Origin of the sequence: Caballeronia glebae, from assembly GCF_001545035.1 — a bacterium.
Lineage (GTDB): Bacteria > Pseudomonadota > Gammaproteobacteria > Burkholderiales > Burkholderiaceae > Caballeronia > Caballeronia glebae.
The window spans coordinates 1-14,358 of record NZ_FCOJ02000099.1 but is presented as its reverse complement, the minus strand read 5'-3'; the positions used below and the strand labels follow the sequence as shown (position 1 = coordinate 14,358).

The following is a 14,358-nucleotide window of genomic DNA, read 5'->3' as shown; positions in this document are numbered from 1 at the left end:
GCTGGTATGAAGTAGTTTTGTCGGGCATTGCAACACCTTATACGAGATAAGTGTTGCACCTCGCTTTTGAGGCCGCCACTCGATTTGCAAGGGGCCAGATGTGCTTGCCGAATAATCTGCAGAGCACGTCGCGCGCTTGTATTTGCGCTGGTCTGGAGCTTCTTCCAAAAAACGTGGCTAACAGCTTTAACGGCTGCAAAAGCGGGCTCTTTAATCTCCTATTTTGCTGGGGCTCGTGAGGTGCGTGCACTAAACGAGGGAGGCATACCTCCAGCAGATTGCTCGACCTGGTTTTCCGCCGTCGAGGTTTCGGAAGCCTCAGCGTTGCATTCGCGCCCTTGCAGCATCGCCGGCTTAAAGTTTTTGCCAATCTCGTCGTAACATGGGGTAGGACGTTGCGGCGGACCACTGTGATGCTCGCCGGTATTCGAACTGGGGCAACGTTCTTGCCATCGATTCACCGAATAAAGGGTTGAAAATGTCAATGCTTGCCTTCGAAGACACAGAAGTGGGCCGCGCACTTTTCAGTGTTGCCCAATCGCTTCAACAGATATATTCGGTTGCGAAAGGTGGGTACGAGGCTGCGCCATGCCTAGCCCAGATTGAAGCATTGGCGGAAGCTTCGTTTCCCTCGGTTGAAAAATTGGTCAACCACTTCAATACCCATAGAGCGGCTCTCGAAGACACTCGAGACAGCTTGCTGGCGTCACTGGAGCGCCTAGGCGAGATGCAGGATGTTGTTCTCGAGGCCCAAGAGCATGCCGTCGCCGTTCAGCGACAGGCAAAGGCTTCATTGAACGACCTCGCGAGCCAGGTCGCTCCAGCCAGAAATGTTATTTACTGAGTCTGTGCAACACCGCCGTGAAGCCTAGCGTGCTTGCGTTCTCACTGAGCTTGCCCCTCGTTTCGTGGGCTACCGCCCACAGCGAGCGAGCGAAAGCCGTCGTCGATATTGCTGTTCGTATTGCAATACATTTACCATACAAGAACGAATCAGCTACCGGGGAAGCTGAATGAGAGAGCGAAAGGATACGCTCATGAGCTTCCGAGCCTCTGCGCGCTTTAAGGCCGCGCTTACGCTCGCCGCAGCACACGAGAATCGAAGCCAGGCCAACCTACTTGAGACGCTCGAATTCGAGTTCTGCCGTCAAAAGGGTATCGAGGTACCCGCAGAACCGGCTCAACAACGAAACTAAAGACCACACACCATGTACCAGACCTTCGTTCACGCGCCGGTCATCGCGAAGCTGTGCGCGCTCTCCATCCTTGTGCTCTTCGGCTATTTCCTGTTTTGGTTCGTGCCGAGAGCTGTGATTCGCGGTCTCGCACTCAAGCGAGTCATTGCCGGACTCGCGCGCCTCAAAGAGGGCGAGGACCCGGGGCCGCTCTTCGCCAAAAATAAAGATTTGGCTCACCTTTGGAGCGAATACGACGAGACGCTGTTCAAACAGGAGCGCTTTGATTCTGGTGAGCGCGGTTATGTCTTCGACAAAAACCGCTCGACGGTTCCGGCCGAGATGTTTTTCAACACGCAGACGACCGTGGACTCATATGTCGGCGCGGAATTCTTTAAGCACGTTCCCGGCATCCTGACGGGTATCGGGATTATCGGAACCTTCTTTGGAATTCTTCACGGACTGGATGCATTCAATGTGGGCGCCGATGCCGCCCAGGTTCGCGACAGTCTGAAAGGACTGCTCGGCTCCGTGTCCGAAGCGTTCGCGGTTTCCGCCGGCGCCATCCTGTGCGCGATGATTATCACGTTGTTCGAAAAGTTGCTTCTCGCCAGCCTTTACAAGAAAAGCGAAGCGCTCGTCATCGAAATCGACAAACTCTACAAGGCCGGTGCGGGCGAAGAAATGCTCCAGGACTTGGTCCAATCGTCGGCCGACTATCTGTCTAACAGCAAGACGCTAAAAGACGCGCTCGTCAATGACCTCAAGGCCATCTTGGAGTCCGTCGCGTCGACACAGATTAGCGAGCATAAGCGCATTATCGATGACCAGATGACGGCGCAGGCTGCGAGCACCAGAGACCTGGGGTTGCAAATCGGGCAGGAAATTAGCGCGGGGCTGCAAACGGCGCTAGCGGAACCCATGAAAGCTATCGGAGAGGCTGTAAAAGTTGTCGGCGGGGAGCGCGAAGGCGCGGTCCACAAGCTCCTTTCGGAGGTAATCAAAGAGCTCAATCAGAGCTTGCGCGACCTCTTTGGCGACCAGATTGCGGGCATCAACACGATGCAGCAGCAGACCATCGCCGCGCTTCAATCCGCCGTCGACAAAATTGAGCACTTGTCCAAGACGCTGACTACCGCCGGGACAGATGCGACGGGCAAGATGGGCGAACAGCTGGCTGAAGCCATCAAAAATATGGAAGCCAGCCAGACGCGCATGACCACTGAAATGGCGCAAGCCGTGGCCGAGATGAAAAATCTTGTTGCCAACTCACAGACGGCAACCAATGAAGGCATGCTCGCCGCACTTGAGCGGGTCAGCAACAACGTCGAGGCGCTGGTCAAGCAACTGACGGAAAAGGTCGAAACATCCCAGAGCGCAACCAGTGAGGCGTTGACGAAGGCGCTCGCCGAGGTGACCGACCGCGTGGGCGGCCTCGTCACGTCCCTGACAGCCGATGTAACAACATCCCAGACGACGACTAATGACGCACTCACCAACGCGTTGGCTAATGTTGCTGACCGCGTCGGAAGCTTGGTCTCGTCGCTGACGACTGACGTAAAAACGTCGCAAACCTCGACCAACGAAGCGCTCACTAAAGCGTTGTCTGACGTCACTGAGCGCGTCAGCGGCCTTGTCTCGTCGCTGACAAGCGATGTGACAACCTCGCAGAGCGCGACCAACGAACACTTGCAGAAGTCAGTGTCGGACGTCAGCGCGACGGTCGCTAATCTGGTGCAAGGCCTCACGCAGTCCGTGACCAGTACCCAAGAAGAAAGCAGCAAGCAGCTGACACAGTCGGTCGCAACCGTCGGAGATTCCGTTAAATCGCTCGTCGACGACCTCAAGCAACAAGCCGAGGGTGCTGACGTCGCTCACGAGAAGCGGCAGCAACAGTTCGCAGCCGAAGCGCAAGCCGCCGCCGCTGGAATCAAGTCGGCAGTAGACGTTCTTACTGCGGAAGTCAGCCGACTTGTGTCCGGCACCGGGTTCGCGGTCGACAAAATGCGCGAGAGCGTGGATACGATGCGCCGGGTGACCGGCGACACGGTTACCCAGATGAACCAGGGGGCAAGCACGCTGCATGCGGCCTCGACCGAGTTTGGCAAGGCCGGCACGGCGGTAACCGGCTCGCTGCAACAAGCGACGCAGCTGACCGACAAGCTCGCTGCGGCGGCGGGCAACGTGGGCGCGGCGTCCGAGACGATGCAGCGTGTCGTTAATGACTATAACGCCCGGAGCGGCGAGTTCCAGTCGATGCTGTTGCACCTTAAGACCATCGTCGAGTTGGCAGAAGGGTCGTTGAGCCATGACGTGCTCGCTCAAATTCAGGAATCGAACAAGGCGCTGACGGTCGCGCAACTGAAGGTGGACGAGTTCATGAACGGAGTGACCGATGTGCTCCAGGACTCCAGCGACAAGTTTCAAGCCAACCTCACCGATGCGATGGAGCGCGCCGCATCCAAGCTGGTCGAGACGACCGGCCGAGTCACAGGCCTGTTGAACGGTCTCATCGAGAATCTTGCAATGGCACTCCGTCCGGTCGTGATGGACGAGGAGGGTGCTTAAATGTTGAGCTCTCGCATCGTTCTGAAGCGGGGCGGCAAGGGCGAGGCGGAGAAGCCTTTCTGGATTAGCTACGCGGACCTGATGACCGCGCTCATGGTCCTCTTTCTTGTCACGATGTCCGTGACCTTGCTTGCCGTCACAAAACAAGTGAGCGAGGCCGAGCGCCAAAAAGCAGAGCGCGACCGCGAAATCGCGGAGTTGCTTCACCGCGTACAAGTCGCCGCGAAAAACGCGGGCATTTCGGTCGATATGGACCGGAACGTCATCGACTTTGGCGACAAGGCGCATTTCGACAAGAACAGCTCCGGACTCAAGCCCGAGCAGCAAAAACTGCTTCGTGCGTTTGTGCCTCAGGTGCTTGCCATCGCGCGCGACCCGCTCGGCCAAAAGTGGCTTAAGCAGATTGTGGTGGAGGGGTTCTCGAGCCCGGAGGGAGATTACCTCTACAACCTGAACCTCAGCCTCCAACGCAGCCAACGGGTGCTGTGTGTTCTACTCGCCAAGCCGCCGGTAGGTGAGAGCGCGATGAGCAATGACGAACTGGAGCAAGTGCGCGACCTGTTTCTTGTCGGTGGCTACTCGTTCAACGCCGCCAAGGCATCCTACGAGGACAGCCGGCGCGTGGAGTTGCGCCTTGAATTCCTGGGGATTGGCGAGCATCGCCCGTCGACCAACGGTGCGCCACGCGGCAACTTCGGCACCTGCGCTTTAGGAGCAGCCTAATGAGTTATCTCGACGATTTGCGCAAGGGACTCACTCGCCTGCAAAACCAGCCGCTCTTTTTGCAGACGCCGATGGGCGAGCTCGAAGAACAACTCGAGAAGCTGACCGAGAAACTTGTAGGCCGCACCGCAAAAGCGCCGGAAGAGGCCGTTGTTAAAGCTGTGGAGCGATTCCAACAGGAGCCGCGCTTTCGGCATTCCCATGATGCGCTACTCGTGAGCCTTGGTTGTGACCGGCCCATTGGAAAAATGCGCTACCGCCTCATCGAGGACAGCGTACGGTTTCCGGCCGTTCTCTCGGGTGTGGACCGCTTTCGCAAGCATCGACCCATCTTCCGCGACTGCTACAAGGGGCTCTTGGACACGTACCTCGGCTACCATCCTGAAATGAAGGGTGCGGCAAAGACAGGGCGGCCCAATTGGGAGCTGCTTCGGTCATGGCTGGACAGTGGCGCCAATACCCTCCGCCGCCCGGATGGCCTGGAGGAGACCTGGGTGTCTGAACTAGTGTTGCACCCCGAGCTTTTCTCAAACGCTCCCGTCGATGCGTTTGCTCGGCAGATGCTTCGGGGCGACGATAGTGCTTTTTTTGAGTTTCAGCAGGCGCTTCATATCGAGCGCACCTCGTGGCTTATGGAGCAGGTGGTCCTCGCACAGGTCCGCGCGGCCGCGAAGGCCGGCATCACGCCGTACATCCCTAAATTGTTGCCGCTGCTCGAGCAACTCGCGACCCAAAACCCCGTCGTTTTCAATCAAGGCCTGGCTGAGGTGCTGAGCGCATATTGCGACCATACGGGCGGCCCGCTGCACGGAGCGTTACGCGATTTTTCCTTGCACTTCTGGGGCAACCCGCTTTTCCTGCGCAAGGAAAACAGCACCGGCTGGGTCGCCGTGCCCCGCGAACCTAGGGACATGGTCAAAAAGTGGTTCAAGCTGCATGTCATTCAGCAGTTCTTCAACGTTCTGGCCAAGCAGGACCAGCGTGAACAGGACGACGTCCGACTCAAGCGCGAGCGGCGACGAGACTTTTGGGAGAAGTACGCGGATGTCGTGGGCGACGTTAAGTTCGCACTGGGGCCCAACGCTCGAAACAGCGATGACACGAGGATGCTCGAAGTCATCAAGCTGATGGAAGGGATGACGCTTGACCTCTATGGCGCAGGAGACGGGCAGAACAACGCCTTCATCATGCGATTCGGCGACTGGGTCGTAGCCGAATTCGGGCACGAGAATAACGCTTGCTTCGTGTATCGCGCATCGGACGTGCCATTTGAGCACGGCGACACCAGCATCTCTGCGCAGGCCATTCGGCATCACATTCAGGCGTCGGACCAACTGGGTGCCGAAAGCCTTCCGCATCGAGATAGAAGGCGAGTCGGGCCGGTCAAATTGCACCACCGAGACAAAGGCGGTCGGTTCTGGGAAGATATTTTCGAGGACGCATTGAGTGGCCGGGGCATCACCAGGCCGGTTGCCGCGCGTGCGAGCAAGAACTCGGCAACTACCTGGAAGCCCGAGGTACCGGCGCAGGCAGCCAAGCAAACTCCGGCTCGCGCCGCCGCATCTTCTGCCGCGAGCCGCCCGTCGACCACGCCTAGTATCGACCGGCCTCCAGAAGCAGCGAGGCCTGCGCCACGCCAAGCTCAAGAGCAGCCTGTAAGTTCGAGTGCATGGCGCAATCCGTCGCTTTTTCGGCCGGCATCTGGTGGCGCGAGCACTCCGCCGACCAAAGCCTCCACGTCCGGAGCGGACACCCCGTCGAGCGGACCGATTGTTTCTCTGCCGTTTGGTGCAAAGCAAGAGAAAGAGCTCCTTACCATGTGCCGTAAACTCGACATCTACGTTCGGGACATGCGTGAACGGCAGGGCAATCTATGGATTGCGTTGGACAGCCCGGCGGACAACCGTCTGACGCCGTTGCTCCAGTCGTACGGCTTCAAATACCGGCCCGGTCGCGGCTGGTGGTATCAGGAATAACAAGTCGAGAAGAATTCGGGGACGAAAAGCATGCTGAAGTGGCTCAAAAAGATGACGGGTGCCGAGCCGTCGCAGCGGCAAACCGCCGCCGTGTGGCGCGCCTTTGGAGCTGAAGGGCTCGACTTGGGAACGTTCGAGTCCGTGGGCGCGCGCCCGGGTGCGACGCCGCTTGCGACACCCACGGTGCCCGCGCTCATCACGCAACTGTACGATGAAGGCTATGCCGTCGGTGCAGACGAGAGCGCCCACTTGTCGTGGGAGAGCCTGTACAACCTGCTGGAAGAACCGGCTTTCGCACGCAGCCTCGACCAACTGGAACTCCCGCCCATCGGCGGGCTCACGCCAGAGCTCCAAAGCCGCAACTCGCTTATTGACCGCGACTTTACGATTCGCGTCTCCGGTTGGCGGGATGAGGACCGGCGCCCACTTGAGGCGGTCACGCGCAGCGGCGCGCTTGTCTCGACCAACGGCCGACAGCTTTTGCTGTCGCGGCAGGCGTGGGAGACCGTGGAGCAGGTTGCACGTTTTCAGGCGCGACCAGAGGACCAGCGCACCGAGACCGCTCAGCGCATGCGTTGGGGGCAGATTCGACGCGCCGCGCTTGCGGCGAACGCGAGCCTCGACCAGTTCCTGTACAAGAGCATTGTCGTCACGCCCGACACTATCGATATCATCCCGCGAAAGACGGGCGCCGGCACGACACGAATGGTCGAAATCATTCCGACCTTCGAAGGCGCCCCCGAAAACTGGCTCGACGTTTTCGACTCGTATCAGGCGGTCCCCAAGCACTATGACATCAGCACGCCCGAAGGTATCGTGAACGTGCTCGTCACGCCAGAGGTGAACACGGTGCTTTCCAGCATCCGAAAGATGCCGGGCCGACTCATCAGCGGAAGCCGGGCCGAAGCGTTCCTGTTGAACCCGTTCGCCACGCTCGGTGAGGACGCAAAAGCGGCAATCGACGAAGAGCAGTTCGAGCGCGCCAAAGTTGAAGCTGGCATTTTCTTCGACCACTTCACCTCGATAGTCCGCCGCGACGCACTGGGATTCCCGGAGACGGTCGGGCTTGCTATCGAAACGGCGCTCGCGGACCGGGTGTCTGCGGAGGAGCGGCTCTTTTCAGACGACTCGGAGCTGGAACACTTCGTCCGAGGCGCCGAACGCGCCATCGCCGCCGAACGTCAGCTCTATGCATGGGACGGCTACGACTTCGAGCTTCTTGGCAACAGCGAAGAGCATCTGGTTCTGCTCAAGGCCGCCCTCGATGAGCGCAGCAAGCCGCGCATTTTAATACGACACACTGACGTCTACGACCTGAGCGCGTACACCTCGCGCGTCAACGGTATCGGCCTCGAACAGCCGTATTACTCGCCGTACATCGCGAAGAAAGGCGACGAGTGGTGGCCCGAGCACCTGGTCAACGTCATCGTGTACACGCCGGACGGCAGCACCGACCCGGTTGCCGTGCCCATCACGGATGACGTCAAAGACGAATTGAGCGCCAAACTCAAAGAGGCGGAAACCTCCGGCAAGCCCACGATTGAATTGCCGGGGTTCCCGCAACCCATTCCCGTTACCGAAGCGCGCGACATCCTCGACGCGTTCATCAACTTTGGGAATGATGTCCGGGAGGGGTACGACAAGCCCCCGAAATCCGTCGACTCGAAGGACAAGGCCGCTCGTCAGAAGGCAAAACAACTGTTGCTGAAACCGAATGTTGATGCAGTGGACTACGAGGATGTGCGCAAGGAGATTCTGACCGCCTTCACGCCCTCGCCGGCGCTGCCGTCGGGCTTTAGACTGGAGACGAAGCTACTGCCCCACCAGGAAAAGGGCGTCGCGTGGCTTCAGCATCTCTTTCAGCACGCACCAAACCACTGTCGCGGCTGCGTCATCGCAGACGACATGGGCCTAGGCAAGACGCTGCAGTTGCTGACATTCATGGCGCGCGCATTCGAGGACAATCCGGAACTTCCACCGGCACTCATCGTCGCGCCCGTCTCCCTGCTCGAAAACTGGGCAGAGGAGATGGGCAAGTTCTTCAAGGAAAGCACGTTCCGGCCGCTCGTCGCATACGGCGACAACCTGGCTTCGCTTCGGGTGCCGCGTTCGGCCATTGATGAAGAGCTTCGAAAGGAAAACCTTGTCAAATTCCTGCAACCGGGATGGGTCGGCGACGCGAACATTGTGCTGACGACCTATGAGACGCTTCGCGACCTCGAGTTCTCTTTTGCCGCCGTCCAATGGTCGATTATGGCCTGCGACGAAGCGCAGAAAATCAAAAACCCGAACTCGATGGTCACGCGTTCTGCCAAAAAACAGAATGTGATGTTCGCGGTCGCCTGCACCGGAACCCCTGTCGAGAATACACTCGTCGACCTGTGGTGTCTGTTCGACTTGGTTCAGGCGGGATTGCTTGGCGCGCTCAATGAGTTCGGACGGTGCTATCGCAAGCCAATTGAAGCCGAGACGGAGGAAGAGAAGGTGCGCGTCGAGGAATTGCGCGGGCTGATTGAGCCGCAGATACTGCGCCGCATGAAGAGCGATGTCGCCCAGTTGCCGCCCAAGCGCATCATGCCGGTGCTCATCCCGATGTCCAACCTGCAGCGCACGTACTACACGAGCGCTATCAACCTCTTCAAAGGCCTCAAGAAGGGCGACAAAGAGGCCGCGTCGTCTCCCTTCAAGAATCACCTCGGGGTGCTGCAATATTTGCGCTCCATCTGTACAGCCCCGCACGCACCCGGCCTGGGTCGTTTCGCGCCGCAGCCGCTCGCGCAGGCACGCTCCGAAGCGCCCAAACTCGGATGGCTGCTGGACACGCTACGCGAGATTGAAGGCAAGGGAGAGAAGGCCATCGTCTTTGCTGAGTTTCGCGAGGCGCAGCAGATGCTCGCGTACTACATCAAAGAGACGTTCGGCTTCGAGCCGCGCATCATCAATGGCGACGTCACGGCCTCAGCGAAACATGTCGCGAGCCGTCAGAAACAGATTCGCGCGTGGCAAGAGAAGCCTGGATTTGGCGTCATCATCCTCTCGCCAGTTGCCGTCGGTTACGGGGTGAACGTGCAGGAGGCCAATCACGTCATCCACTACACGCGAAACTGGAATCCCGCGAAGGAAGACCAGGCGACCGACCGCGCGTACCGCATCGGCCAGAAACGAGAGGTCTGCGTCTACCTACCAATCGTGCGCGCCGAAGATTTCAAGACCTTCGAGGTGCGGCTTGACGAACTGTTGAAAGAGAAGCGAAAGCTTGCTGGCGACATGCTCAACGGCACGGGAACGGTGATGCCGACCGACTGGAACATCCAGGACATCGTTCCAGACGGTGCGAAAGACCCGGCGTTTACGCGTGCCCTTACGCTAGACGACGTGTTGCGTATGGAGTGGGACTTCTTCGAAGCGTATGTCGCGGCGGTTTGGCAGAAGAAGGGGTTCAAGACCGTGTATCGCACACCAGCACGCGATGGTGGCGTGGACGTGGTTGCGTTCACTGGCAACAAGGGCGACCTCGTTCAGTGCAAGAGCTCGGGGGTGGTCAATGCCAGCCTGAACGACGAAGGTGTTAAGGACGTGGTGTCGGCCGAAGCGGAATACCGGCTTCGCCACCCCGGTGTAAATTTCTCGAAGTGGGTGGCTACCAACCAGTTCTTCAACGAGACAGCTAGAGAAAAGGCGCGCCGCAACAACGTTACCCTCGCCACGCAGAAGGAGGTTGACGCATGGCTCGAACGATATCCGGTCACGAACGCTGACGTGCAGCGATTTCTGCACCTCTACTGGGAGCAGGCCGCTTGATTGCGGTTTGATGTCCAGTCCCTCATCGTCTGAAGGCACAACGTCGCTAAGTCAGTCGCGGAGACGAGATGGGCCGGAGCGGCGTCCCTTTGCGACGAACTCTGCTCCACTCCGCGGCTCTCCGCGAGCGTCGGTTCAGCACGCCCCGGTCGAATATGTTCGCGTAGGCGGTAAGATTCGTAATCTGGGCGCCGGAGCACAAATCCGGAACACTCTCGACAGCAATCGAATTCTCGTGACGACCTATCTAGATGTCCCTTTCAGGGAGAAGGATGAAGCCAAGGCACTCGGCGCCCGATGGGGACCCAAATCAGCGCAAGTGGTATGTGCCTGAGGGGACGGACCTCGCACTGTTCAGCGCCTGGTTGCCCGCGGCGATGAGCTCTGCCGATTTGGTCCCCGTCCCGACGTCGGAGCGGCTACCAAGCCTCGGTGGTGCGGGCCGAGAGGTCGCTGCGCCGAAGAAGGGTGTCCCACTCTCACAATTACTCGCCAGCGTCGCTCAAGCGGTTGCGCAAACATTCAGGTCGGGTGTTTGGACCATCGTGGAAGTTGTCGAGACACGAGCCAGAAGCGGCCACGTGTATCTCGAACTTTCTGAGCGCAGTTCCGACGGCAGTCTCTTGGCGACAGCGAGAGCAATCATCTGGGCGAATGTTGCAAACCGCATTCTCCCGGAGTTCGAACGAGCCACCGGTGCGAGCATCGCTCCCGGCATCAAACTTCTCGTCCGGGCCAAGCCGAATTTCAAGCCCCAGTACGGCTTCAGCATTGAGGTTGATGCCATTGACCCAGACTACACCTTGGGCGACCTTGAAGCTCGGAAGAGGGAAATTCGTGCGCGTCTGCAGCAGGAAGGTATTTTCGACGCTAACAAAAAGCTTCCTCCGCCATGGGACTTCAACGCCATCCTGGTCGTTGCTCCACAAGAGGCTGCAGGGCTTGGCGACTTTCGAGTGGAAGCGAACCGGCTTGAGCGCTTTGGTATTTGCCGTTTTGCCTATGCTTCGAGCCGTTTTCAGGGCGAAGGGGCGGCGCGGGAAATACGCGATGCGCTCCTGAACGCCTTAGCGCACTGGGGCAAATCAGGCAATGCGCCGCCCGATGCGGTCGCAATCATTCGGGGCGGGGGAGCTGTCAATGACTTGGCTTGGTTGAATGATTACGAGTTGGCCAAGACCATCTGCTGTCTGGGAGTCCCTGTGCTGACCGGCGTAGGGCACGAGCGCGACAGCACGATTATCGATGAAGTGGCCAACACTCGGTTCGACACACCAAGCAAGGTTGCTGCCGGCATAGAGCTAGTCATCAAACGACGGATTGATGAAGCCAAGGCACATTTCGAGTTCATCGCGGCACAAATAACAAGAGTCGGAACTGGCGCCAGAGCGCTGCTTGACAAAGGATTCACAGCTGTTCAGTCCGGTGCCCTCAAGCAAGTTGCCGCTGCAAGACAGACCACGTTCGCTTTGGTAGGCGAGCTTCAACTTGGAGCAAAGCTGACGGTGCGCGATGCAAAGCACGAGTCGGGCGTCTTGATGACGGATGTAGGGCACAACGCCTACCAACTGTTGGCAATGGCGAAGCGCGAGGTGCCGGGCGTGTTCTCAGAGATAAGAGGCGGGGCCTGCAACGTTGTAAAGACGGCACGGACACTCACGACGACACGGCTTGAGGCCATTCACGACCGAACATCACTCGATGTAAGTCGAAGCCGGGCATCAATTGAACAAGACCTCCAGACCGTCGCGCTTTCGGCACGGCAACAGATAGCAAGCTCGCGAAACGCGGCGACCGCCGTGTTCCGTGAGGTCGCTGGGCAGGGACCAGAGCGGACCTTGGGGCGCGGCTTCGCCATCGTGCTGAACGAACTGGGTCAGCCGGTCACATCTGCTGCCGACGCAAAGTCGATGGGTGAGTTAGAAATCGAGTTGAAAGACGGCCGGGTAGCCGTCGGGGTAAAGCGAGGATTGTGAACATGAGTGAGAAGACTTTCAGACAGGCGTATGGAGTGCTCCAGAGACACGCAGAGACTCTGCGCAATCAACAGGAACCCAATATCGACGACCTACTTACCATCGTAACTGAGTCGGTCGCAGCATATAAAGTCTGCAAGGAGCGGATTGACGCGGTCGAGGCGGCTCTTGAGCAGGCGCTCAGCGGTGCAGGAGTAAGCGGTGAAGAGCCGCTTACGACGCAGCCTGAAGCATCTGGACCGTTTGATGACGACGACATCCCTTTCTAGGCGCTTGGTACAAGCAATGACTGCATCCGTACGAACGCCGCCGGCTTCAAAAGGTTGGTGCCAGTTTCTGCAATGGCTTCGCCGCATGCCATCGCGCTCAACTCGGGATGCGAGCGAGAGCAAGTTCAAGACGGTGCCTCGAAAACTGCGAAAATGCGCGGTATCGGGACCATGTCAAGAGCGCAGGCGCGCTTTCTAATCGAGGTGTCAGAAAACGTGAAGAAGCTGTGCATCAGCAACATCTACGGCGCAGCTGACCGCAAACCGGCAAGTCGGGGCGAGCAAATCAAATTGGGGATGGCTGAGGCCAAAAACCGAGCAAAGCAGAGAGTCAAATCCCAGGCGTGGTGCAACGCATGTCAGTGTGCCATTGACGGCTCGTCGAAGAGACGCCATCGTGAGAACTTTTTGAGGTATCAGCAAGGAAAGGGGCCGCTCTGACCCAGCTGCTGCGCAGCGGCCGGAGAATGCCAGCAATACCCCCTTTGCGGCGCTTTGATTTATTAGCCTCAGTGACATATAACAGGCGTCATGTCGCCGAAGGAAGAAATCTAAATAAGACGGAGCCTTATCACTCAAAGGCGTTGCGCGTACGCATGTTTTCTGCGTCTAGGACGAAACGTTCACGCCTTATTATCGTGACCGCATTTGCCAGAGAACAAGGTCGAGCATTTTCACTTCTGTAACTTGCCCGTCTGGATAATGCTCTGCAAAGCTCCGAACCAGGAAACGGCCGAGTTCGGTCGCCAAGAAAGCATGAAACCAAGATTCAAGCGTCTCGTGAATTGCGCAAATTCGCTCTAAGCGGTCCGGCGCGCTCGCTACAGGCAGGGCGAGCCCGACGTTTTCGAGGACCATGCTGTCAATCACGGGCTTCAATGGGTGAATCGTGGCTACCAGCTTGCTCATAAAGGAGGCCTCGAAACGTCCAGTGGTGCTCAGCATGAAATTGAAGCACTAAGCGTCTTGCGTATCACCCGAGTGTCCTTTCGAAAGCTAGGCCAGTCTGGCACATTAGCGGTGTTCCGCGACCTATGGTCGATATGCGACTTGCCTTCAGAGAAGGCTGGACTGGCGCGTTAGGAAGCATCGCCAAATTAAAGCCCGGGAATCACGGTGTCGCGGCAGCCAATGGCACGACCTTGATGCGCTTGCGCCGCTATCGACACGTTGGTTCGCCCAGTGCATGGCGGTTTCAAGCCGAGGTGCAACAGGGGGGTTAATGTTTAGCGCCTTGAGGTTGGCTTGCTGAGGCGAGCGTGGCGGCGAAGACCTCGAATGGCGAATGGAACGCGTGGGTTGCGCGCGGCCGGTTGTTCAGGCTGTCGGCGATAGCATCGAGTTCGTCCTGTGTGTAGACCGAGAGGTCGGTTCCTTTGGGCAAGTATTGTCGCAGCAAGCCGTTGGTGTTTTCACATGTGCCGCGTTGCCAGGGGCTATGGGGGTCACAGAAGTACACCCGCACGCCGGTGGCCGCGGCGAGTTCCTGATGGCGCGTAAGTTCCTTGCCCTGGTCATAAGTGAAGCTCTGGCGCAGGGGTTCAGGAATCGAGTTGAGTTTGGCCGAGAAGCCCGCCAGAGCTGAGGCGGCGGTAGCATCGTCCATCTTGGCAAGCAGCACCAGCCGGCTGGGGCGCTCAACCAGCACGCCAACGGAGGATTGGTTCCCAGCGCCTTTTATAAAGTCGCCTTCCCAGTGGCCAGGCAGCAGGCGGTCCTCGATTTCGGGCGGGCGTACGTGAATACTCACCATGTCGGGAATCTGCCCGCGTCGGTCTGTGCCGCGCGTGCGCGACATGCGGGTGTTGTGGCCGTGGCGCAGGCAGGCAATCAACTGGCGGCGCAATTCGCCACGCGGCTGAGCATAGAT

General features: G+C 58.6%; 10 protein-coding genes. 8 read left to right on the top strand and 2 right to left on the bottom strand.

Annotated elements, in window-relative coordinates:
* Positions 1 to 484: 484 nt before the first annotated feature.
* From AWB82_RS34850 to xseB, 8 genes are all read left to right on the top strand, one after another.
* Positions 485 to 844, top strand: coding sequence for a hypothetical protein (locus AWB82_RS34850; protein WP_086973822.1), 360 nt, complete (start codon positions 485 to 487; stop codon positions 842 to 844).
* 364 nt (positions 845 to 1,208) lie between these two features.
* The gene (gene zorA, locus AWB82_RS34840) at positions 1,209 to 3,743 is read left to right on the top strand and encodes an anti-phage ZorAB system protein ZorA (RefSeq protein WP_086973820.1); all 2,535 of its coding nucleotides are present in this window, start codon (positions 1,209 to 1,211) and stop codon (positions 3,741 to 3,743) included.
* Positions 3,744 to 4,466 (top strand): flagellar motor protein MotB, encoded by a 723-nt coding sequence (locus tag AWB82_RS34835; RefSeq protein ID WP_086973819.1) that lies wholly within the window; start codon positions 3,744 to 3,746, stop codon positions 4,464 to 4,466.
* Complete coding sequence (locus AWB82_RS34830) at positions 4,466 to 6,442, top strand: EH signature domain-containing protein (protein WP_086973818.1); 1,977 nt, start codon at positions 4,466 to 4,468, stop codon at positions 6,440 to 6,442. Before AWB82_RS34835 ends, AWB82_RS34830 begins: the two co-directional genes overlap by 1 nt.
* A gap of 30 nt (positions 6,443 to 6,472) precedes the next feature.
* Positions 6,473 to 10,243, top strand: a complete 3,771-nt coding sequence (locus AWB82_RS34825) for an SNF2-related protein (protein ID WP_086973817.1) — start codon at positions 6,473 to 6,475, stop codon at positions 10,241 to 10,243.
* 10 nt (positions 10,244 to 10,253) lie between these two features.
* The gene (locus tag AWB82_RS39300) at positions 10,254 to 10,577 is read left to right on the top strand and encodes a DUF5710 domain-containing protein (protein ID WP_235023567.1); all 324 of its coding nucleotides are present in this window, start codon (positions 10,254 to 10,256) and stop codon (positions 10,575 to 10,577) included.
* A complete protein-coding gene (xseA, locus tag AWB82_RS34820) occupies positions 10,495 to 12,219 on the top strand; it encodes an exodeoxyribonuclease VII large subunit (protein ID WP_327346034.1) in 1,725 nt (574 codons plus the stop codon). Before AWB82_RS39300 ends, xseA begins: the two co-directional genes overlap by 83 nt.
* 2 nt (positions 12,220 to 12,221) lie before the next feature.
* Complete coding sequence (xseB, locus tag AWB82_RS34815; protein WP_086973816.1) at positions 12,222 to 12,488, top strand: exodeoxyribonuclease VII small subunit; 267 nt, start codon at positions 12,222 to 12,224, stop codon at positions 12,486 to 12,488.
* Between the two features lie 633 nt (positions 12,489 to 13,121).
* Here the strand turns inward: xseB and AWB82_RS34805 are convergent.
* Both AWB82_RS34805 and AWB82_RS34800 read right to left on the bottom strand, forming a co-directional pair.
* A complete protein-coding gene (locus AWB82_RS34805) occupies positions 13,122 to 13,397 on the bottom strand; it encodes a hypothetical protein (RefSeq protein ID WP_143756972.1) in 276 nt (91 codons plus the stop codon).
* A 310-nt stretch (positions 13,398 to 13,707) separates the two neighbouring features.
* The coding region (locus AWB82_RS34800) for an IS30 family transposase (RefSeq protein ID WP_143756971.1) at positions 13,708 to 14,358 on the bottom strand (651 nt) is incomplete at its 5' end.